Here is a 22,524-nt window from a genome sequence, read left to right on the forward strand (position 1 = left end):
GGCAGCGCGTCGATCAGTCCTGCGGTCCCGGCAAGCGCAAGGCGAGCAGTAGATAGCTCAGGCTTTTGCCGTGGCGATCAAGACCGCAACTGCGATTCACACCACCTTCCAAGGCGTCTTCGAGCACGAAATTCAGGGCCTCCAGGTTCGGCAGCTCGTAGCGATGCACCTTCGACGGCTGGCGCGTCGCGAATTGCTCGGCCACGCGCTCGCAGGTCAGTTCGCGTAGCAACCATGAATAGTGGGCCGGGTCGTGGGGGAATACCGCGATGCTGAGGATGTTGCCTTTGTCGCCGGCACGGGCGTGGGCGAAATCGGCGAGGGTCACCAGGTTCATCAGTACCACTCCAGGGTTGTGTGGATTTCATCGCGCGGCAACAGGAAGCTGCGGGTTGTGACGGTCTCGACCAGATGTCGCCGGACGCCACCGCCACCCGCCGGTCCGTTGGTGTAGAGCGATTCCACTTCGGCCAGCAGGGCGTCGAGCAGCGAACGGTCGGTGTGGGTCAGGCCGATGCGCACGCGCACATCTTCCAGCGCGGGCGCCTGGGCCAGTTGTTTTTGCAGGTAACGGCCGCCCTGGTCGTTGAACAGACTGGCCACGCCCGACAGGTCAATCCAGGGTTGCACCCCAGGCGCCAACCGGTCGAAACGTTGCAGCAGAATCTCTCGAGCCAGTGCGGCGCGGGCCATGGCGCCGGGGCCTGCATAGGAAATTTCTGCCTCGCCGAACCAGAGCCCACGTTCGCCAGCCAGCCCTTTGAGCGTGTCGGGACGGGGATGGCCGAGCAGGCCGCTGACCTCGACACGGTCCTCACCCAAGTCATGGACGCGAGCCTGGCCCAGGTCCAGCACTACGTCGGGCGTCAGATAGCGTCGCGGGTCGTGCACTTCGTACAGCAGCTGTTCCTTGACGGTCTGTTCGCTGACTCTGCCGCCGCAGTCGCGCGTCTTTCCAATAACCAAGCGTCCATCCGCGTGGATTTCGGCAATCGGACATCCCAGGTTGGCCGGGTCGGGAATCTCTTTCACGCCGGGGTGGGCAAAATAACCACCGGTGACCTGGGTGCAGCACTCCAGCAAGTGTCCCGCCGTGGTGGCGACAGCCATCTTCTGCCAATCATCGGCGGCCCAGCCCAATCCGTGGCGGATCGCCCCCACGGCCAGTGACGGATCGGCGACGCGGCCACAGAGCACGATGCCGGCGCCGTCGGTGAGCGCCTGAACGATACCGTCGGCACCGGTGTAGACGTTTACCGAAACCGGTTGCTCACCCGCGCACGATGGCAGCCATTGCGAATAACGAGGGGGCGTTTCTTCAAGCAAGTCGTCACCCAACACACAAGCGATCTTCAGGTCAGGGAAGCGTCCCGCCAGCCCGTCACGCAGTCGTTGCGCCGCCGCCCTGGGGTTCGCTGCGCCGCCATTGGTGATAATCGCAATGCCGGCCTCGACGCACAGGTCCAGCATGGGCTCGAGGAAATCGAACAGGCGAGGGGAGTATCCAACCTGGGGATCCAGGCGCTTGCGCAACTGCGCTTCGGCCAACGTCCGCTCTGCCAACAGCTCAAGCATGATGTAGCGCTGACCGCTGCGTTGTGCCAAGTCTTGAGCCAGGCGCAGGGCGGCGTCAGGCCGGTCATTAGCGAAACCGGCCCCGCACCCGACGAGAATTGTTTTTGTCATGTCCGTTTTCCACTGAAGGGTGACCCATAGTGGACAGGCTGGATTGTTCTGTGAATTTTAAAGGTAGAATCAATTGATCCATTAATTCTATGAGTGGCCATGAACGTTTCTTTTCGACAGCTGCGTGCCTTCATCCTGATCGCCGAGACTTCAAGCTTCACCCGCACGGCAGAACAACTGCACCTGTCCCAGCCGGCGCTGAGCTACAACATTCGCAAGCTGGAAGAGAGCATGGGATTGCAGTTGCTGGCACGTAACACCCGCAGCGTCGAACTGACGCCGGCCGGTGAACATTTCCTGCCCCAGGCCAGGCGCATGCTGCGGGATATGGACGATGCCGTGCGCGACGCCCGCGACACCCTCAATCTCAGCCGCGGCACGCTCCGTTTGGCGGCGCTGCCCACGGCGGCCGCGTCATTCCTGCCCACCGTCATCGCCGCTTTCCAGCGTGAGCACCCTGGCGTGACCGTGAGTCTGCTCGACGGTCGCGCCGGGGAAATCATGGGCTGGGTGCAACGAGGCGAGGTGGAGGCGGGCATCACTTCGCTGCCTGACGATCTGTCCGGGCTGAGCTTCGCGCGCCTGTTGGATGACAACCTGGTATTGCTGAGCCACGCCGACCATTTGCGTGACGGCGAGGACGCCTGGAAGCGCCGGCCCTACATTGCCCTGACTGCGGACACCAGCATCCGGCCCCTGGCTGATGCTGCGTTGCGCTATCTGAACGTTGATCCGATACCGGCCTGGGAGGTGGCGCACATGAGCACGGCCACCGCCCTGGTGCGCGAAGGGCTGGGATTTTCCTTGTTGCCGGCCAGTTGCACGGCGGTCTTCAACATCGGCGAGCAGTGCACGGTCACTGCCATCGACCAGCCTGCAAGACGCTCAATCGGCCTGCTGCAACGCAAGCCCGTGGCTCAATCGCCTTCGCTGAGCCAGTTCATGAGCCATGTCCGGCAGACCTTGCGACAGGACCTGAAAGGTTATTGAGTACCGAACATGGCCGTCCAGTAGATGCCCGCGTCACTTTTAGGGTCCACTGCGTAACCGGCGCCCAATTCGCGAAATTGCGGGTTCATCAAGTTGGCGCAATGGCCCGGACTCGCCAGCCAGCCGTCCACCACCTTCAGCGCTGTGTCCTGCCCGGCGGCAATGTTTTCGCCGATAGCCTGTCCCAGGTAGCCGGCTAATTCGGCGCGATCGCCAGGCATGCGTCCGTCACGATCCTTGTGGTCGAAGAAGTTGTTGTTCGCCATCGCGCGGGTGTGGGTCACGGCGGCCAGGGCCAGGGTGCCGTTCCAGGCCAAAGGGGTGGTGGCCGCGAAAGCCGCGGTGCCACAACGGCGAGGTTGCGCGCGGGCGCTGTTGATGAGCTTGAGCAGCTTCTGGCCTTCGGCCTGCCAATCGCCGAGGCGCGCCGACAATAGCGGCCGGGCCAGTACGATGCGCCATTCACGGTCGAGGCGGCTGACGCCGATGTCGACGAATTGTGGGTCCAGCACGACCTGGCAGAAACTCTCCTGCACAGCCTTCATTGCCCCTTGCGCGTCCCGAGGCCCGGACAGGCTGATGGCCTGCACGTTGACCATTGGATACGCCGCCCGCGCCAAGGCCTGCTGCAGGTCACCGATCCCGTTGGCCGATAGAATCAGTCGCGAATCCATCGCCAGCGGCGGCAGTTCCAGGGACGCCTGGCCCGCGCAGCTTTGGGATTGGCTGCGGTAAAGGTTGATGGACTCGACCAGTTGCGTCTCTTCGGTGGCCAGCGCGGTGCTGGCAAACGCCACGCCCAGCGACAGCACGGCAAGACGCACGATGGAAAAAATGGCACGCATGTAAATCTCCCTTGAGCGGACGGCGCCTATGATGCGCAATTTTTGCCCCGCTGGGGCAACGGTATTCACGCTCTCTTGAAATCCCATGGAACGGCGCCGTTTGGTACCGTTCGGGACAATCCTCAAGAGTGGGATCAATTTTCAAGCGAATAGGTCCATTTTTTGACCGCATAAGCACTGGCGCCCAGTTCTTCGGCGGGGTCTTGGGCCCGTTCGAAGGCCCAGGCTCGCCACATCCTGTCACGCAAGTGCGTTCGCCAGATTGCCGCTGAATCTGCGTTCATGCCCAGTGTCGAAACTGTGAGCCGGCAATGAAGCCGGCGCACCAACAGAACAGAACCCCGGTCATGCAAGAGAAAAGCTACGAACTTCTGGAAGTCGCCAATGGCAAGCCCATCAAGCTCTGGACCCAGGGCGTGCCGGTGGAAGCCGAAGCCCGGCAGCAGTTGATGAACACGGCGAAGTTGCCGTTTATCTTCAAACACTTGGCGGTGATGCCCGACGTGCATCTGGGCAAGGGCTCGACCATCGGCAGCGTGATCCCGACCGTCGGGGCGATCATTCCTGCGGCGGTGGGCGTGGACATCGGTTGCGGCATGATCGCTGCCCGTACCTCGCTTGACGCCGCCGACTTGCCGGACAATCTCCGGGGCCTGCGCAGCGCCATTGAAAAAGCCGTCCCCCATGGCCGCAGCCTCAGCCACGGCGGGCGCGACAAGGGTGCCTGGAACAGCGTCCCAACGGAGGCTGACCAGGCGTGGGCCGCGCTGGCCGTACGGTTCAAGGCGATTACCGACAAATACCCCAAGCTCACCCGGACCAATAACCGCCAGCACCTCGGCACCCTGGGCAGCGGCAATCACTTCATCGAAGTGTGCCTGGATGAGGCCAATCGGGTCTGGTTCATGCTGCACAGTGGTTCCCGAGGCGTGGGCAATGCCATCGGCAATCTGTTTATCCAGCTCGCCCAGGCTGACATGCGCCAGCACCTGGCCAATCTGCCGGACCGTGACTTGGCCTATTTTGAAGAAGGCAGCAAGCATTTCGGCGACTATGTCGAAGCGGTGGGCTGGGCCCAGGATTTTGCCCGGCAGAATCGGGCATTGATGATGGAGGCGGTGATACGCGCCGCTCGGCAGGTCATCAGCAAACCGTTCGAGGTCGCCTTGGAAGCCGTGAATTGCCATCACAACTACGTGCAGAAAGAGCGACACTTCGGGCAAGACGTGTTGGTGACGCGCAAAGGCGCGGTGTCGGCGAGAAAAGGTGAGTTGGGCATCATTCCCGGCTCGATGGGCGCCAGGAGCTTCATCGTGCGTGGCTTGGGTAACGAGCAATCGTTTTGCTCTTGCAGCCACGGTGCCGGTCGGGTCATGAGTCGGACCGAGGCAAAAAGACGCTTCACCGTCGAGGATCAGATCCGCGCCACCTCGCATGTCGAATGCCGGAAAGACGTTGCCGTTATTGATGAAATTCCCATGGCGTACAAAGACATAGACAAGGTAATGCATGCACAACGTGAACTTGTCGAAGTGCTGCATACCCTGCGCCAAGTGGTGTGCGTCAAAGGTTGACGGAGCCCGTCATGGCCGTCAGCACGACGGATTGAAACACGCTCCGCAAAACCCGTGGCGAGGGACCACAGGCCTTTTTTCATTCGCCGACGCGTTGATGCTTCTTCAACCGGTAAGCGAATTGCGCCCGGCTCAGCCCCAGCGCCCTGGATGCAGCCGCCAGGTTGCCGCTGTTCATGTGCAAGGCTTCGTTGATCAAGCGTGACTCCAGGCCGTCAATGGAAAAATCTGCGTCCAACTGACTAAGGGACTTGAGCAACGGCGTCTTTGCCGTGCCCTCGCTCGTCGTGGCGCCCAAGGGTGACAAGCCGCCGTGGTCGTCGACCGAGTACGCGTCCACAGGCAGTCGTTCATCGCGAAACAGATGCACCAGGTCGATGGCCTGACCTTCTTCGCTGGCAATCAGGCCGCGTTCGATGAGGTTCTGCAATTCCCGCACATTGCCGGGAAAGTCATAGCGCAGCAGAACCTTCAAGGCCCGCATGGTCAGGCCCATCGGCGTGCGGCCGTATTCCAGGCAAAAGCGTTTGAGAAACGCATTGATCAACAGCGGTATGTCATCGCGGCGCTCGCGCAAGGGCGGAAGGGCGATGGGGTAGACGTTGAGCCGGTAGAACAAGTCTTCACGGAACTCGCCTTGCTCGACGGCTTTGCGCAGATCGATGTTCGTCGCCGCCACCACCCGCACATCGACCTTGATGCCATGGCCGCCACCGATCCGTTCGATTTCCCGTTCCTGCAAGGCGCGCAACAGCTTGCCTTGGCCGGCCAGGCTGAGGCAGGTGATTTCGTCGAGGAACAACGTGCCGCCATGGGCTCGCTCGAAACGGCCAGGGCGTGAATGGGTCGCGCCGGTGTAGGCGCCGCGCTCGACGCCGAACAACTCGGCCTCGATCAGGTTATCCGGTATGGCCGCGCAGTTGAGCGCGATGAAAGGCCCTTCGCAGCGACGGCTCAATTGGTGCAACTGCCGAGCAAACAACTCCTTGCCTACGCCAGACTCGCCGGTGACCAACACGGTGGCGGGCGTCAGGGCGACCCGTTGCAACGCCAGTGTCGCCGCGTTGAACGCCGCACTGGCGCCGATCAAGGGTTGCTCGCTGCCCGGCAGCGGGTCACTGGCGGCAATCGGGTTTGGCCTGGCGCCGGACGGCGCGGCCGCCGCTGGTGGTAATGCATTGAGGTAGCTCAGGTCGCGCTCGATGTCGCCCCATTGCTCGGCGGTCTTGCCGACGACACGGCAGCGCTCGTGTCCCATGCCCCGACACTCCACTTCGCGAAACACCACCAATTGCCCGAACAAGCCGCTGACGAAGCCGATGGCATAGCCCAGCTCGGTCCAGCACACCGGATCCTGCCCGGTGCCATAGGCGGCGACATGCTCGTCGGCTTCGCAGGAGTGATGCCAGAGGAATTCCCCTTCGTAGAAACCCGAATCCGCGTCGAACTTGAAGTGCAGTGGCTCGACCTTGGTCATGCCTTCGAGGGTATGCAGGTGCGTGCCTGCGCGAAATACCGCCGCGGCATCGGCGCGGGGCCAGCGCTCGCGAATCAGCCGCGCGTCCCGGGCGCCGGAGGAGTAGCCGGTGCGGGTGAGCATGCCTCGGGCCTGTTCGAGTCCTTGGCGCTCGATGATCTCCCGGCGCAATGCGCCGAAGGATGAGCTGTGCAGCAGCAACATGCGTTGGTCGTTGAGCCAGATTCGCCCATCGTCAGGCGAAAAAAACAGGCAGTCCGTCAGTTCTGCCGGGGTGGGGGAGCTGCTGTCGGTCAGTTCCTTGCTGTCTCCCCGTGGACGAAAAGGCTCGGTAGCAATGCGGTCCGGCAGCGGACAGTGGGGATTATTCATTGTTATGCCCCTGGTGGCGGTAGTCGAAATGAGCACCTGACGAGATAGTTATTAAGCATAACTTTATCAAATGAACAAGTGGCGAACGGCCAGCGGTGGGTTCGCTGGATGCGGCGTGGCCATTGTGTCAGGGGCAGAGCGTTGATCCAGGGCCCTGCGCGATGTTTCTGCAGGCCGGCGGGCGAAACCGGCACACGGCTTGCTCAAGCACTCCTACGGCGTTTGCGCCAGCGTCGGCAAGGCGCGGCAAACGATGACAACAACAAAGAGCCGGGAGCTTTAAATGTCTGCATCCGAAAACCACCTGCTGTCCCAGGTGATCGCGTCCCAGTGTGTATTCAACGGTGATTGGGTGCCTGCCTCTGGCCCGCTGCTGTCGATCATCGAGCCCGCGACCGGCGACGTGCTGATGCGAAGCGCCACGGCCGACGCGGCCGATATCGCCAAAGCCTGCCGCGACGCAGCGCTGGCACAACCGGCCTGGGCGGCCCTTGGCCCGCGGGACCGCGCGGCGATCTTGCGCAAAGCCGCCGATGTGGCTGAACAATCTTTTGCCGAGCTGGCGCTTTACGTCGCCCGGGAAACCGGCGCGGCGCTGTTCAAGGGGCAGCACGAGGTGCGTGAAGCAATCGTGCTGCTCCATCAGGCCGCGGGCATGCTGTCCCAGGCCCACGGGGTGGTGCTGCCCAGCGAAGCGGGGCGCTTGTCTTATGCGCGACGCCTGCCCCACGGAGTGGTCGGGGTGATCTCGCCCTTCAATTTCCCCTTGGTGTTGTCGATGCGCTCCGTGGCACCGGCGCTGGCGGCGGGCAACGCCGTGGTGCTCAAGCCCGATCCGCAAACGCCGGTCAGTGGCGGCTTTCTCATCGCGCGTCTGTTCGAAGCAGCGGGGTTGCCCAAGGGCTTGTTGCAAGTATTGCCCGGCGCGGCGGACGCCGGTGAAGCGCTGTGCCGCGACCCCAACGTGAAGATGATCGCTTTCACCGGGTCCACCGGTGCCGGTCGCAAAGTGGCCGAAGTGGCCGGGCGCAACCTGAAGAAGGTCGCGCTGGAGTTGGGTGGCAAGAACCCGCTGATTATTCTCGAGGACGCGGACCTGGACCTCGCCGCCAACAATGCCGCCTGGGGCGCTTGGCTGCACCAGGGGCAAATCTGCATGGCGACCGGCTTGATCCTCGTCCATGAGTCGATCGCCCAGGCCCTGATCCGCAAACTGGTGGACAAGGCTCGCGCCTTGACCGTGGGCAACGCTGCCCTTGAGCAAGCGGCGCTCGGGCCGTTGATCAATGGGCGGCAGTTGTTGCGCGTGCACGACATCGTCAGCGACAGCGTGCGCGCCGGGGCAACGCTGGAAACAGGCGGTGAATACAAGCGGTTGTTCTATCAACCGACCGTGCTCAGCGGCGTGAAGCCGGGCATGCGCGCCTTCGAGGAAGAAGTCTTCGGCCCGGTGGCGACGGTAGTCAGTTTTTCCAGCGACGAGGAAGCCATCGAAATGGCCAACCGCAGCGAGTACGGCCTGTCGGCTGCGGTCATCTCGCCCTCGGTGGGCCGGGCCATGGCCATCGGTGAGCGGTTGCAGTGCGGCATGTTGCACATCAATGACCAGACCGTCGCCGACGAGTGCGTCAATCCGTTCGGCGGCCGAGGCGCGTCGGGCAATGGCGGTAGCGTCGGCGGCCCGGCGGACTGGGACGAATACACCCAATGGCAGTGGGTGACCGTCAAGGACAAGGCGCCGCTTTACCCGTTCTGACGGGCTGGTTTTCTACAGGGGCCAATAAGCTGAGGCCCCTGCGAGCAGACAAAAACAATAAGAGGACTCAACATGAAACTCGACAACAAGATTGTGCTGGTGACCGGGGTCTCGTCGGGTATTGGCGCTGCCACGGCGAGCCTTCTGCGCGCCCATGGCGCCCAGGTGATTGGCGTGGACCTCAAGGCCCCGCACATGACCCTCGACGGTTTTGTGCTGGGCGATTTGAGCAGCGCCGAGAACATCGAACGGCTGCTGCCGCAGCTACCCGCACGGTTTGACAGCCTATGCAATATTGCTGGAGTGCCGGGCACCGCCAATCCGCAACTGCTGGCGCGGGTCAATTACCTTGGGTTGCGCCACTTGAGCCATGCATTGCTGCCACGGATCAACGCTGGCGGCAGCATCGTCAACGTCACCTCGATCCTTGGCGCCGAGTGGCCGTTACGTCTTGAGCAGCACAAGGCGCTGGCGCGCACCGACGGTTTCGCCGCCGGCCAAACCTGGTTGGCCGAGCATCCGGTGCCGGACTCGACCTGCTACCAGTACTTCAAGGAAGCCTTGATCGTCTGGAACTTCCTGCAGGCCCAACCCTGGTTCCTGGAACATTCGGTGCGCATGAACAGTGTCGCGCCAGGTCCGGTGTTCACACCCATCCTCGACGACTTCGTGAGCATGCTCGGGGAGGCGCGGACCCAGGCCGATGCCCATCGCATGAAGCGTCCGGCGTATGCCGATGAGGTGGCGGCGGTGATCGCTTTCCTGTGTGCCGACGAGTCGCGCTGGATCAACGGCGTCAACTTGCCGGTCGATGGTGGGTTGGCCTCCACCTACATCTGAAATGAGCCCCAGCGCGAGCTGCTACCTGAGCGTGTTGGCAGCAACGCCATGCCAAAAAATAACAATAATGAGAGCGCCCCATGGATAACCTCAAAGATTGCTTTCGTTTCAAGCACTGCGCCCTGTTCCTGGCGTTATGCAGCACCGGTGTGATGGTCGAAAGGACCGAGGCCATGCAAATGGACCTGGGTGATTCGGACTGGAAACTGCGCTGGGACAACACCATCAAGTACAGCCAGGCGTGGCGCCTGCAAGGGCAGGACAGCCGCTTGGTCAACGCGCCAACCGCCAACGGGTTGTACCCGTCGATCCAGAGCCAGGGCGACAAGAATTTCAGCAGCGGCCTGGTCTCCAACCGCCTGGACCTGTTTTCCGAAATGGACCTCAGCCGGCAGAATTACGGACTGCGGGTGAGCGGTGCAGCGTGGTATGACGATATCTACAACCAGGACACTGACAGTAGCGAACAAACCCATTTCCTCAGTGAAACCCGCAAGCTTCACGGCCGTGACGCGGAGATTCTCGACGCCTTCGTGTTCGTGCGCGGTGATCTCGGTGAAGACTCCCAGGGCGTGGCGCGGTTGGGTCGACACAGCCTGATCTACGGGGAAAGCCTGTTCTACGGCGGCAACGGCATTGCCAATGCCCAAGGCCCGACCGACGTGGTCAAGTTGCTTAGCGTACCGGGGACTCAGTTCAAGGAGATCCTGCGTCCGGTCAATCAGATCTCCGGCCAGTTGCAGATCAACCCGCAGCTTTCGGTGGGCGCTTATTATCAGTTCGAGTGGGAACGTTCCAACCTGCCCGGCGCCGGCAGCTACCTGAGCGATGCCGATGCCATCGGTTACGGCAGCGGTCCACTGCGCCAGGTGTTTGGCAACGACACGGTGAATGGCGGGGACCTGAAGCCGCGCAATTCGGGGCAGGGCGGCATGCAGATCCGCTTCAAGCCGACCGGCACCGAACTGGAGTTGGGTTTCTACGCGGCCCAATATCACGACAAAGCGCCGATCGGGTTGTACGCGTATCTGGACGGCGCGGCGGCTGCTGCCACGGGGTTGCCGATCCTGGGTTCCTATCGTCAGGTCTACGCCGAAGACATCAAGACCGCTGGCGTCAGCTTCTCCACGGCCTACGGTCCGTTCAACTTTGCCGGTGAAACGTCGGTGCGCTGGAACGCGCCGCTGGTGAGCAACCTGCAGGTGGTGACGCCGGGCATACAGGCCGATGGCGGCGACGACGCGTTGTTTGCCCGGGGCAAGACGGCCCACGCCAACTTGTCGGCGATTTACCTGTTATCGCCAACTGCTTTCTGGGATGGCGGATCGGCCCTTGCCGAACTGGCCTGGAACCGCACCCTGAGCGTGACCGAGAACGCCGCGGCGCTGGACTCTAACACCACTCGCGACGCCACGGCGCTGCGGGTATTGATGGAGCCGGCGTACTTCCAGATCATCGACGGCGTCGACCTGACCGTGCCGATCGGCATGGGCATCGTGCTGGACGGGCGTTCATCGGCGGTCAATAAATCCGGCTTTGGCAATACCCATTCCGGCGATTGGAGCGTTGGGCTCAAAGCCACCTACCTGCAGCGCTGGGACGTCGGCCTCAACTACGTGAACTTCTTCGGCGCCCCGAAAGCCGGGCTGCGCGAGGACGGCAATTTCAGTTACGGACAGTCGTTGGCCGACCGCGACTTCGTCTCGCTCTACGTGAAAACCTCATTCTAATAAGGTGGATTCGCCATGCAGAACCCAGCATTCCTCAACACCTGCGTCCTGACCCTCGCCCTGGCCGGCATGGGCCTGGCGCAGGCCGCCGTGTCGCCTGAACAGGCCGCACGCCTGAAAACCGATCTCACACCCCTGGGCGGGGAGCGCGCCGCCAATGCCGATGGCAGTATCCCGGCGTGGCAGGGCGGTTACACCCAGGTCGCGCCCGGCTATAAACCCGGTGACAAGCGCCCCGATCCATTCGCCGGCGAGAAGCCGCTGTATTCGATCAAGGCTTCGAACATGCAGCAGTACGCCAGCGCACTGGCCGAAGGGACGCAGCTGCTGCTGAAGAAATACCCGGACTATCGCCTGGACGTGTACCCGACCCATCGCTCGGCCGCCGCCCCGCAATGGGTCTATGACAACACCAGCAAGAATGCCAGCCGCGCCACGCTGGACGTCGACAGCGAAAAGGTCGCCAACGCTTATGGCGGCATCCCGTTTCCGATCCCGGAAAACGGTGCGCAAGTGCTGTGGAACTATCGGTTGTCCTGGCAGGGCGGCGACACCATCAGCTCGCCTTTCGACACCTGGCTGATGACCGCCGGTGGCAAGAAAGTCCAAGCGACCCGGGCCCTGTACACCTATCAACTTCCGTACTACGTCGAAGGCGGCAGCCTGGAAAACTATTCCGGCAAGTACCTGCTGGGCAAGCTGTTCACTGAGTTGCCGTCGTCCAAGGCCGGCGAAGGACTGATGACCCACTGGGACCTGGACCCGGCCAACCGTGCCGCCTGGCAGTATCTGGTCGGCCAGCGCCGGGTTCGCCGGGCGCCGAACATTGCCTATGACACGCCGGACTTCGTGACCTCCGGCGTCGGCCTGTTCGACGAAGCGTTCATGCTGTTCGGGCCTACCGACCGCTATGACCTGAAGCTGACCGGCAAAAAAGAGCTGATGGTTCCCTACAACAACAATCGCGCTGCGTTGGCCAAGAGCGACGACCTGGTCAAGGTGAACTTCCTCAATCCTGATCTGGTTCGTTGGGAAAAACATCGGGTCTGGGTGGTCGAGGCCACGCTCAAAGCTGGCAAGCGCCATGTGGTGCCGCGTCGGACCTACTACGTCGACGAAGACTCCTGGCAGATCCTGATGGTCGACGGCTACGACGCCCAAGGCAAACTCGGCCGGCAAATGTATTCGCTGACACTCTTGGCGCCGGACTTGCCAGCCCTCACCGCGCAGGTCATGTGGGGCAGCTACAACCTCGACACCGGTGCTTACTTCCTCAACTCATCGAGCAACGACCTGGCGGTCCAGTACCAGAAAGTCGCAAAACCTTCGGCGTCTTTTTTCACGCCGGATGCGATGGCCAACGAAAACATGCGCTGAACCTGTGGCGACCGTGGCGAGGTGAGGCTCGCTGCGGGCCCTTACGATTTCCAGGCGGGATGAAGACATGAGAGCTGAAAGAATCTTTGTGAGTCGCGGTCCGCTTTGGGGGGCTTGCGCCTTGGCGTTGTGCCTTTGGGCAAACGTGTCCGTGGCTGCGCAGCCGACGACATTCGCAGTGCTGCAGCAGCCGGCACTGCCAACCACCAAGGCCCAGCGTGCGGTATTGCTTGGGCTGGCCCGGGCCGGCGAGCGCTTGGTGGCGGTCGGTGAGCGCGGGATCGTGCTGCTCTGCGATGATGCTGGCGTGACTTGGCGCCAGGCCAAGGTGCCGGTCAGTGTCAGCCTGACCGCGGTGCAATTCGTCGATGCCGAGCAGGGCTGGGCGGTCGGCCATCTTGGCGTGGTCCTGCATACCACCGACGGCGGCGAGACCTGGCAGAAGCAACTCGACGGTGAACGTGCCATCGCCCTTGCGGCGCAGGTCGCCGGGCGCGATGCCGGCAGGCCGGGCGGCGCCGCCAACGTGGCGCAGGCACAGCAGATGCTCGATGACGGACCGGACAAGCCGTTTCTCGACCTGTATTTCAGTGACCGCCTGAACGGCTACGTCGTAGGCGCCTACAACCAGATCTTCCGCACCGACGACGGCGGCCGAAGCTGGCTGCCGTGGATGCGGCACGTGGACAATCCGCAGGGCTTGAACTTTTATGGCATCCGCGCCGTGGGCAAGGACCTGTTGCTGGTGGGCGAGCGCGGCCTGCTGTTGCGTTCGACCGATGCCGGGCAGTCTTTCCAGGCGTTGAAGTCACCTTACGAGGGCAGCTTTTTTGGCCTGCTCGGCACCCGCGATGGGGGCTTGGTTGCCTACGGTCTACGGGGCAATGCCTGGTGGTCCGACGACCGTGGCGACAGTTGGCGACGCCTGGAAACCACTATCGAATCGACGCTGTCGACGGCGCTTGAACTGCGCGACGGCAGCCTGCTGTTGGCCAGCCAGAGCGGAGAGCTTTTATTCAGTCAAGACCAGGGTCGCAGCTTTGACAGGCGACAAAGCCGCAGCGGCGCGACGGTCGCTGCCGTGCAACAGGCGGTCGACGGCAGCCTGGCGAGTGTCGGTTTGAGCGGCGTGGCCGCTGACCAGGATCCGCGGGCCTCCGGTAAACCTTGAAACTTCACGGTGTAGCGCTATCGGGCCACGGCTCGTGCAACAGGAGTCAAACTTGAAAGACGACAGAATCCAAACCGTGATCGGCCGCCAGGAAGACTTCGACCGGGCGTCGGGCAACTTCGCCGAACGGGCGATCTTCAACCATCGACCGCTGGTGGTCCTGCTGTGCCTGCTGGTGACGCTGGTGCTCGGCTGGCAAGCCACGCGCATCGGCATCAATGCCAGCTACGAGAAGACCATTCCCACCGGGCATCCCTACGTCGCCAATTTTCTCGAGAACCGCAGTGAGTTGAGCGGCCTGGGCAACTCGCTGCGCGTCGCCGTGGAGGTCAAGCACGGGAGCATTTTCACTAAGGATTATCTCGGCACCCTGGCCAAGCTCAACGATGAGCTTTACCTACTGCCGGGGGTCGATCGACCCTACATGAAGTCGTTGTGGACCCCGACTACGCGCTGGACCGCCGTGACTGAGGAAGGGCTCGATGGCGGCACCGTCATTCCTGACGACTACGATGGCTCGGCCACCAGCGTCGAACAAGTGCGGACCAATGTGGCCCGTTCCGGTGAAGTCGGTCAGTTGGTGGCCGGCAATTTCAAGTCCAGCGTGATCTTCGTTCCTTTGTTGGAAATCAATCCGCAGACGGGCAAGGCGCTGGACTATGGCGATTTCTCCCGGCAGTTGGAGGCGTTGCGGGACAAGTACCAGACCGACGACCTGCGGATTCACATCACCGGTTTCACCAAGATCGTCGGCGACCTGATCGAGGGGATGACCCAGGTCCTGCTGTTCTTCGTGGTAGCGGTACTGGTGACGGTCCTGGTGCTGTTTGGCTACACCCGTTGCGTGCGCAGCACCCTGGTGGTGGTAACGTGCTCACTGGCTGCGGTGCTCTGGCAACTGGGGCTGCTCGCCGTCCTCGGTTACGAGCTCGACCCGTACTCGGCCTTGGTGCCGTTCCTGGTGTTCGCCATCGGCATGAGCCACGGCGCGCAGAAGATGAACGGCATCATGCAGGACATCGGCCGCGGCACTCACCGGGTGGTCGCCGCACGCTATACCTTCCGCCGGCTGTTCGCCGCTGGCATCACCGCGTTGCTTTGCGATGCGGTGGGCTTCGCCGTGTTGCTGCTGATCAATATCCGAGTGATCCAGGACCTGGCAATCACCGCGAGCCTGGGTGTCGCGGTGCTGATTTTCACCAACTTGATCCTGCTGCCAATCCTGCTCAGCTACATCGGCGTCAGCCCGGCAGCGGCGCAACGCAGCCTGAGTGCGGAAACCAGCGAGCAACAGGCGCAGATCAAGCATCCGCTGTGGCGTGCCCTCGACCTGTTTACCCAACGGCGCTGGGCCATTGGCGCCATGCTGGTTGGCTTAGTGTTGGCCGCGTTCGGTTTTGCCGTCAGCCTGCATCTGAAAATCGGCGACCTGGACCCCGGCGCTCCGGAGCTGCGTGCCGACTCGCGCTACAACCGCGATGCGCTGTTCATGACCCAGAACTATGCGGCCAGCTCGGATATTTTCGTGGTCATGATCAAGACCCCGGAGGATCAATGCACCCGTTACGCCAGCCTGTCCGCGGTGGATGCCCTGGCCTGGCAGCTGGAGCAATTGCCCGGCGTGGAATCGACCACGTCGATGGCGGCGCTGAGCAAAATCGCCACGGCCGGTTACAACGAAGGCAACTTCAAATGGTACGAACTGATCCCCAACGACGGCGCGCTGGGCGCCGTGCAAACCCGTGCACCACGAGAACTGTTCAACCAGGGCTGCTCGATGCTGTCGCTGTACGTGTACCTGGCGGATCACAAGGCTGACACCTTGAACCGCGTGGTGGAGGCCAGTGAGCAGTTCATCGCTGGGCACTCGTTGCCAGAGGTCAAGTTCATGCTGGCGGCCGGCAGCGCGGGGATCGAAGCAGCGACGAACATCGTGGTGAAAAAATCCATGCGCGAGATGCTGTTCTGGGTCTACGGTGCGGTCAGCCTGCTGTGTTTGCTGACGTTCCGTAGCTGGCGCGCCACCCTGTGCGCAATGCTGCCGCTGATGCTTACTTCGATCCTGTGCGAGGCGCTGATGATGGGGTTGGGCATGGGCGTGAAAGTCGCGACACTGCCGGTCATCGCGTTGGGCGTGGGGATCGGCGTGGATTATGCGCTCTATGTACTGAGTGTGATCCTGGCTCGGATGCGTGCCGGCGATACCTTGGCCCAGGCGTATTACCAGGCGCTTTTGTTCACTGGGAAAGTGGTGTTGCTGACGGGGATGACGTTGGCTGTGGCGGTGTCGACCTGGGCTTTTTCGCCGATCAAGTTTCAGGCTGATATGGGGATTTTGCTGGCCTTCATGTTTTTGGTGAACATGCTTGGGGCTCTGATTTTGCTGCCGGCATTGGCTTGGTGGTTGCTGCCGCAGAAGGTGTTTTTAAAAAAGCCTGCGTTGAGTCCACAGGAGCGGTGGGTTAGGGGGTGATAGGGGACAGGGCATTTTTCGTGGGGGGTGAATATCCGTTACCGAAATAACGGATATTCACATGAGGTCAGGAGTTCTCCACAACAGGATTCGTAGCTCTTAACCGCGGCCCAGCCGAACGCCGAATCACGCCAAGAATAGCCACCGTAGCAACCACCAATCCAGGCGAAGTCGCGAGCAACACAGCGGTAGTACCACCCCCAGCCGCAAGGATCTGCCCGGCCGCCAAAGGCCCGGCCACCGAGCCCAGGCGTCCGATGGCCACTGCGGCTCCAACCCCCGTCGCGCGCACGACCGTGGGGTAGGAGGGCGGTGCCAAGGCATAGAGCACCAATTGCGCCGCCATGACGAACAACCCGGCGGCAAACCCGGCAATAGCCATCGGCACGATGCCGACTGACACCCCGACTCCGGCCAGGGCGCTCAGCAGGCCGGCGTAAACGAACAGCACCACCTTGCTGCCATTGCAACGGTCCAGCAACACGCCCCCCAGCAACGAGCCGAGGGCTCCGCCGATGTTGAACAACATCTGCACCAGGCCGGCCTGGGGTTTGCTGAAGCCCTGTTCCAACAGCAGGGACGGCAGCCAGTTGAGCAACATGTACATGACCGTCAGGGTGAAGAAATAGCTCAGCCAGAGGCCCAGGGTAGTGAGGCCTCGCCCTTCGCCGAACAGCGCCTGGCCAACAGAACCGCGGACTTCGCCGCCAGCGTCGCGGACCTGCTTGAACGCGCTGGACTCCGGTAGCCACAGCACCATCAACGGCACCACCAGCAAGGGCGCCAGGCCGCCGATGAAGAAGGTCATCTGCCAGTGCTCGCCGAACGTCATCGCAACCACTGCCGCCAGTGCGCCGCCCAGCGGAACGCCGGCGTACATCACGCTGATGGCCGTGCCGCGTCGTTGTTCGCCCACCGCCTCGGCGCACAAGGCGATGAGGTTGGGCAGGGCGGCTCCAAGGCCGAGGCCGGTCATGAAGCGCACTAACAGCAAAGTGGAATACTGTTCGACATAAGCGGTGCCAAGGGAGAACACACCGAACAGCAGGACGGCGGCGACGAGGATTTTCTTGCGTCCAATGCGATCGGCGATCCAGCCGCCGAAGAACGCACCCGGTAGCAGGCCGATGATGCCGGCGCTAAAGACCCAACCCATCATTTTCGGGTCCAGGGTAAACGTCTGGCGCAAGCCGGCAGCGGCGGTGCCGGCGGACTGAAGATCAAACCCTTCGATCAACGCGACGATGAAGCACAAAGCGATGGTCAACGTCGCACGACGCGGCGGACGGTTCATGGCAAATCCTCTTATTGTTGTTGTCGGGGCTGCGGTATGACAGGAAACCGCCAGCGCAGGATTAGATTAACAAAGCTAACTAAAAAATGGATCGCACGAAACGAACAGGCAAAAACGCCTGTTTTCTATTTCAAATCAATAAATTGACGTAGGTGACGCGGCCTGCGGCAATTTTAGTTAAGGATATTAACGTTCGATTATCGGTCACTCTGGATTGACGAATTACCCGCGCCGTTTCCATTCTCTGTCCGCACCGCCCCATCATCCGGGGCTGCCTCGATCGAAAACAACAACAAGAAGCGGACATCGAACATGCCAGAGCTCATAAGGGACGCCCACGCGGCGGGCTCAGTTTTCCCCGTCATTCATTGGTTGGCCGGCGCCGGGCTGGGCCTTTTTTGCAGCGTATCGCTAGCCGAAGGCTTCATCGACGATAGCCACGGCACGCTGACCCTGCGCAATTACTACATGGATCGCGACTACAAGGACGACGGCACCAAGACTGCCGCGCGGGAATGGGCCCAGGGTGTCTTCATGAACGTGGAGTCGGGATTCACTCCGGGGACAGTCGGGTTTGGCCTGGACGTGAGAGGATTGCTGGGGATCAAGCTCGACTCGTCACCGGATCGCAGCGGCACCGAACTGTTGCCCGTGTCCAGCAGCGACAAGCGCGCGGCGGATGAATATTCCCGCTTGGGCCTGACCGGCAAGCTGCGTTTCGGGCAAACGACCGTGAAGACCGGCGACGTGTCGATTTTCCTGCCGTTTGCCTTCGCCAGCCCGTCGCGTCTGCTGCCCCAGACGTTTCGTGGGACGACACTCAGCTCCAAGGACATCGACGGTTTGACGCTCAATACCGGCTACATCGATCGCATCGCCCGGCGCGATTCCACCGATTACCAGCCGATGACCATCGCCTCGCCCAATCGCCGTTTCAATGGCTCGGCAACCTCGTCTCACCTGGCTTACGTCGGCGGCGATTATCAGGTCAACAAAGACCTCAGCCTGCGCGCCTACCACGCCGAAGTGGCGGATTTATACCAGCAGAACACCCTCGCGTTGCTGCACAACCTGCCCCTCGGCGATGGCGTGTTGACCACTGACTTGCGCAGTTTCTTCAGCGACGAAGACGGCGCCGCCAAGGCCGGCAAGGTGGATAACCGCAACGTCTCGGCCTTGGTCGGCTATCGCCTCGGCGGGCACCGAGTCAGCCTGGGTTACATGCACTCCAGCGGCGACACGGCGACGCCTTACGTGTCTGGCACCGAGTTGATGGGCTTGAGCGAAATGACCATGAGTTCGGACTTTCTCAATGCCAAGGAACGCACTTGGCAGGCGATCCATGACTATGACTTCGCCGCCGTTGGCGTGCCCGGGCTGCGGACCCGATTGCGTTATGTGCGCGGCGATAATATCGAGCTCGCCGCCCTCAATGCTGAGGATCGCAAGGAACGCGAATTCCAGATGGAACTGGGCTATGTGATCCAGAGTGGTCCGCTGAAAAATGTTGGCTTGCTGGCGCGCAAATCGATCTATCGCAACGACTTTCCGGGCACGGCGGCGTTTCGCGACGAGAACCAGACCCGTTTCCTGGTGACGTACAGCGTGCCGATCTGGTGACTTGGCGAAGACTTCCTGTGAAAGAGCTTTTGTGGCGAGGGAGCTTGCTCCCGCTGGACTGCGGAGCAGTCCCAAGCTATTGAACGCAGGGCAGCAGGCTGACCGAGTGGACTGCATTGGGGTCGCTGCGCAACCCAGCGGGAGCAAGCTCCCTCGCCACAGGGGGAGCGGTGTTCTTCTACTGGTAAACCTTCTTCAACAACCGCAGCAGCTCTTCCCGCTCGGTACCGTTGAGCGCAGCGGTGGAATCGAGGTCACTCTGGGCGGCGATCTGCTTGAGCTCCTTGAGCAGCGTTTCGCCGGTCTTGCTCAGGAAAATCCCGTAGGAGCGCTTGTCCGGCTTGCAGCGCACCCGCACGGCCAAGGCGCGGCTTTCGAGTTTATTCAACAGCGGCACCACTTGCGGCGGCTCGATGGCCAATGCCTTGGCCAGGTCCGCCTGCATCAAGCCCGGGTTCTGGTCGATGACCGCCAGGGCGGAGAACTGCGCGGGCCGCAGGTCGTGGACGGCGAGCCGGCCGATCAGGTTCTGGAACAATTTCAACTGGGCGCGGCGCAGGGCATAACCAATCAGGTCATCCAGCGCGGAGTCCATCGGCGCCTGCGTGTCGCTACCGTCGGCCAGGGCCTCGGAGGCGGGTTCGGCAAGCTTGGAAGACTTGGCCATCGAAAGGTGCATCCTCAAGGTCAGTGATTAACAAGGCTATCCAGTTTGCCGAGGTTGCCGCGCGGTGGCTACGGTCGTATGGATTTTTTCTGATTCGCGTGCTCACTCAAACGGTCGAGAAATCAGAGGTAAATCGATTAATAGTTAATTGACATAACTAATATTCAAGGTTAGTTTTTGTCCATCTTCAGCCAAGAACAAGAGAGCACGCGCCATGAGCAATTACGAAGGACGCTGGACAACGGTCAAGGTCGAAATCGAGGAAGGCATTGCCTGGGTCATCCTCAATCGCCCGGAAAAACGCAATGCCATGAGCCCGACCCTCAACCGCGAGATGATCGATGTGCTGGAGACCTTGGAACAGGACCCGGCCGCTGGCGTACTGGTGCTGACTGGCGCGGGTGAAGCGTGGACCGCCGGCATGGACCTCAAGGAATATTTTCGCGAAGTGGACGCCGGGCCGGAAATCCTTCAGGAGAAGATCCGTCGCGAAGCCTCGCAATGGCAGTGGAAACTCCTGCGCATGTACGCCAAGCCTACCATCGCGATGGTCAACGGCTGGTGCTTCGGCGGCGGCTTCAGTCCGCTGGTGGCGTGCGACCTGGCGATCTGCGCCGACGAGGCGACGTTCGGCCTGTCGGAAATCAATTGGGGCATTCCGCCTGGAAACCTGGTCAGCAAGGCGATGGCCGACACCGTGGGGCATCGCCAGTCGTTGTACTACATCATGACCGGCAAGACTTTTGGTGGGCAGAAAGCCGCCGAAATGGGCCTGGTCAATGAAAGCGTGCCGTTGGCGCAGCTGCGCGAAGTCACCATTGAGCTGGCGCGCAACCTCCTGGAGAAAAACCCCGTGGTGCTGCGCGCGGCCAAGCATGGCTTCAAGCGCTGCCGTGAACTGACCTGGGAGCAAAACGAGGATTACCTCTACGCCAAGCTGGACCAGTCGCGTTTGCTCGACACCGAAGGTGGTCGCGAGCAGGGCATGAAACAGTTCCTCGACGACAAGAGCATCAAGCCCGGCCTGCAAGCCTATAAGCGATAGCGGCAGCTTCAAGCTTCAAGCTTCAAGCAGAAGCAGTTCGAGTTGTGCTTGCGGCTTGCTGCTTGCAGCTTAAAACTCCGTCTCATAACAATCATAACGAGGAGTCATCTACATGCTGGACGTGCCCCTGTTGATCGGCGGCCAGTCGTGTCCCGCCCGTGATGGCCGGACCTTCGAGCGCTGCAACCCGGTGACCGGTGAAGTGGTGTCTCGCGTGGCCGCCGCCACGTTGGAAGACGCCGACGCCGCCGTGGCGGCTGCGCAAGCGGCGTTTCCCGCCTGGGCGGCGCTGGCGCCCAACGAACGTCGCACTCGCTTGCTCCGCGCGGCCGAGCAGTTGCAGGCCCGCAGCGGCGAATTCATTGCCGCCGCCGGCGAGACCGGTGCCATGGCCAATTGGTACGGCTTCAACGTGCACCTGGCGGCAAACATGCTGCGCGAAGCAGCCTCCATGACCACCCAGATCAATGGCGAAGTTATTCCTTCGGACGTGCCCGGCAGTTTCGCCATGGCCTTGCGTCAGCCCTGTGGCGTGGTGCTGGGCATCGCGCCATGGAACGCCCCGGTGATTCTCGCCACCCGCGCCATCGCCATGCCCTTGGCTTGCGGCAACACGGTGGTGCTCAAGGCTTCGGAAATCAGCCCGGCGGTGCATCGGCTGATCGGCCAGGTGCTGCAAGACGCAGGTTTGGGTGACGGTGTGGTCAATGTCATCTGCAACGCGCCGGCGGATGCGCCGGCCATCGTCGAGCGCCTGATCGCCAACCCGGCGGTGCGCCGGGTCAACTTCACCGGCTCGACCCATGTCGGGCGCATCGTTGGGGAACTGTCGGCGCGCCACCTCAAGCCGGCACTGCTGGAGCTGGGCGGTAAGGCGCCGTTGCTGGTGCTGGACGACGCCGATCTGGACGCAGCGGTGGAAGCGGCCGCCTTCGGCGCCTACTTCAACCAAGGCCAGATCTGCATGTCCACCGAGCGGCTGATCGTCGACGCCCGCGTGGCCGATGCCTTTATCAGCCGACTGACCGCGAAGATCGCCACCTTGCGCGCCGGCGACCCTTCGGCGAGCGATTCGGTGCTGGGTTCGCTGGTGGACGCCAGCGCGGGGCAGCGCATCAAGGGACTGATCGACGATGCCCTGGCGAAAGGCGCGAAGCTGCTGGCGGGCGGTCAGTTGGATGGCAGCATTTTGCAACCGACCTTGCTCGATGGCGTCACCGCCCAGATGCGCCTGTACCGCGAAGAGTCCTTCGGACCGGTGGCGGTGTTGCTGCGCGGCGAGGGTGATGAACAACTGCTGCGCCTGGCCAACGATTCCGAGTTCGGCTTGTCGGCGGCGATCTTTAGCCGCGACACCAGCCGCGCCCTGGCCCTGGCCCAGCGGATCGAGTCAGGCATCTGCCACATCAATGGCCCGACCGTGCACGACGAGGCGCAAATGCCTTTCGGCGGGGTCAAGTCCAGCGGTTATGGCAGCTTCGGCGGCAAGGCGTCCATCGAGCATTTCACTCAGTTGCGCTGGGTGACGATGCAGAACGGCCCCCGACACTACCCGATCTGAAAGCCAGTGCAACACGGGCGGCAAGCGCTAACCGCCGCCGCCCGCC

17 protein-coding genes are annotated in these 22,524 nt (G+C 62.1%); 11 read left to right on the forward strand and 6 right to left on the reverse strand.

Annotated elements, in window-relative coordinates:
• Positions 1-13: 13 nt before the first annotated feature.
• Together J3P82_RS12595 and J3P82_RS12600 are read right to left on the reverse strand one after the other, a co-directional pair.
• On the reverse strand, positions 14-337 hold the full coding sequence (locus J3P82_RS12595) for an AtuA-related protein (protein ID WP_434563516.1): 324 nt from the start codon (positions 335-337) through the stop codon (positions 14-16).
• Complete coding sequence (locus J3P82_RS12600; protein WP_434563518.1) at positions 337-1,686, reverse strand: acyclic terpene utilization AtuA family protein; 1,350 nt, start codon at positions 1,684-1,686, stop codon at positions 337-339. Before J3P82_RS12600 ends, J3P82_RS12595 begins: the two co-directional genes overlap by 1 nt.
• 99 nt (positions 1,687-1,785) lie before the next feature.
• Between J3P82_RS12600 and J3P82_RS12605 the strand changes: the two genes are divergently transcribed.
• Positions 1,786-2,676, forward strand: a complete 891-nt coding sequence (locus J3P82_RS12605) for a LysR family transcriptional regulator (RefSeq protein WP_434563520.1) — start codon at positions 1,786-1,788, stop codon at positions 2,674-2,676.
• On the opposite strand, the gene J3P82_RS12610 is transcribed toward J3P82_RS12605, so the two are convergent.
• The gene (locus J3P82_RS12610; protein WP_434563522.1) at positions 2,670-3,521 is read right to left on the reverse strand and encodes a CAP domain-containing protein; all 852 of its coding nucleotides are present in this window, start codon (positions 3,519-3,521) and stop codon (positions 2,670-2,672) included. The two genes, J3P82_RS12605 and J3P82_RS12610, sit on opposite strands and share 7 nt — an antisense overlap.
• A 347-nt stretch (positions 3,522-3,868) precedes the next feature.
• On the opposite strand from J3P82_RS12610, the gene J3P82_RS12615 reads away from it, so the two are divergent.
• Positions 3,869-5,095, forward strand: coding sequence for an RtcB family protein (locus J3P82_RS12615; RefSeq protein ID WP_434563524.1), 1,227 nt, complete (start codon positions 3,869-3,871; stop codon positions 5,093-5,095).
• Positions 5,096-5,174: 79 nt separating this feature from the next.
• On the opposite strand, the gene J3P82_RS12620 is transcribed toward J3P82_RS12615, so the two are convergent.
• Complete coding sequence (locus tag J3P82_RS12620; protein ID WP_434563526.1) at positions 5,175-6,944, reverse strand: sigma 54-interacting transcriptional regulator; 1,770 nt, start codon at positions 6,942-6,944, stop codon at positions 5,175-5,177.
• A gap of 283 nt (positions 6,945-7,227) precedes the next feature.
• Between J3P82_RS12620 and J3P82_RS12625 the strand changes: the two genes are divergently transcribed.
• From J3P82_RS12625 to J3P82_RS12650, 6 genes are all read left to right on the forward strand, one after another.
• On the forward strand, positions 7,228-8,700 hold the full coding sequence (locus J3P82_RS12625) for a benzaldehyde dehydrogenase (RefSeq protein WP_434563528.1): 1,473 nt from the start codon (positions 7,228-7,230) through the stop codon (positions 8,698-8,700).
• 72 nt (positions 8,701-8,772) lie between these two features.
• Positions 8,773-9,540: a coniferyl-alcohol dehydrogenase gene (locus tag J3P82_RS12630; protein ID WP_434563530.1), complete on the forward strand. Its 768-nt coding sequence runs from the start codon at positions 8,773-8,775 to the stop codon at positions 9,538-9,540.
• A gap of 80 nt (positions 9,541-9,620) precedes the next feature.
• Entirely contained in the window at positions 9,621-11,270 is a 1,650-nt protein-coding gene (locus J3P82_RS12635; protein ID WP_434563532.1) for a DUF1302 domain-containing protein, read from the forward strand.
• 15 nt (positions 11,271-11,285) lie between these two features.
• Positions 11,286-12,647 (forward strand): DUF1329 domain-containing protein, encoded by a 1,362-nt coding sequence (locus tag J3P82_RS12640; RefSeq protein ID WP_434563534.1) that lies wholly within the window; start codon positions 11,286-11,288, stop codon positions 12,645-12,647.
• Between the two features lie 67 nt (positions 12,648-12,714).
• The gene (locus tag J3P82_RS12645; RefSeq protein ID WP_434563536.1) at positions 12,715-13,818 is read left to right on the forward strand and encodes a WD40/YVTN/BNR-like repeat-containing protein; all 1,104 of its coding nucleotides are present in this window, start codon (positions 12,715-12,717) and stop codon (positions 13,816-13,818) included.
• A 52-nt stretch (positions 13,819-13,870) separates the two neighbouring features.
• A complete protein-coding gene (locus tag J3P82_RS12650; RefSeq protein ID WP_434563538.1) occupies positions 13,871-16,291 on the forward strand; it encodes an efflux RND transporter permease subunit in 2,421 nt (806 codons plus the stop codon).
• 67 nt (positions 16,292-16,358) lie between these two features.
• Here the strand turns inward: J3P82_RS12650 and mhpT are convergent, their stop codons facing one another.
• Entirely contained in the window at positions 16,359-17,585 is a 1,227-nt protein-coding gene (gene mhpT, locus J3P82_RS12655) for a 3-(3-hydroxy-phenyl)propionate transporter MhpT (RefSeq protein WP_434563540.1), read from the reverse strand.
• A 312-nt stretch (positions 17,586-17,897) separates the two neighbouring features.
• Here mhpT and J3P82_RS12660 point away from each other — a divergent pair, with 312 nt between their 5' ends.
• Positions 17,898-19,205 carry an OprD family porin gene (locus tag J3P82_RS12660; protein WP_434563542.1) on the forward strand — a complete coding sequence of 436 codons (1,308 nt, stop codon included), beginning with the start codon at positions 17,898-17,900 and terminating at the stop codon, positions 19,203-19,205.
• Positions 19,206-19,383: 178 nt separating this feature from the next.
• Here J3P82_RS12660 and J3P82_RS12665 read toward each other — a convergent pair whose 3' ends face one another.
• The gene (locus tag J3P82_RS12665) at positions 19,384-19,872 is read right to left on the reverse strand and encodes a MarR family winged helix-turn-helix transcriptional regulator (protein WP_434563544.1); all 489 of its coding nucleotides are present in this window, start codon (positions 19,870-19,872) and stop codon (positions 19,384-19,386) included.
• A 214-nt stretch (positions 19,873-20,086) separates the two neighbouring features.
• Between J3P82_RS12665 and J3P82_RS12670 the strand changes: the two genes are divergently transcribed.
• Both J3P82_RS12670 and J3P82_RS12675 read left to right on the forward strand, forming a co-directional pair.
• Positions 20,087-20,917, forward strand: a complete 831-nt coding sequence (locus tag J3P82_RS12670; RefSeq protein WP_010567568.1) for a p-hydroxycinnamoyl CoA hydratase/lyase — start codon at positions 20,087-20,089, stop codon at positions 20,915-20,917.
• 112 nt (positions 20,918-21,029) lie between these two features.
• Positions 21,030-22,478: an aldehyde dehydrogenase gene (locus J3P82_RS12675; protein ID WP_434563546.1), complete on the forward strand. Its 1,449-nt coding sequence runs from the start codon at positions 21,030-21,032 to the stop codon at positions 22,476-22,478.
• The last annotated feature ends 46 nt before the right edge of the window (positions 22,479-22,524 follow it).

Origin of the sequence: Pseudomonas sp. Z4-20 (assembly GCF_051131955.1) — a bacterium.
Lineage (GTDB): Bacteria > Pseudomonadota > Gammaproteobacteria > Pseudomonadales > Pseudomonadaceae > Aquipseudomonas > Aquipseudomonas marvdashtae.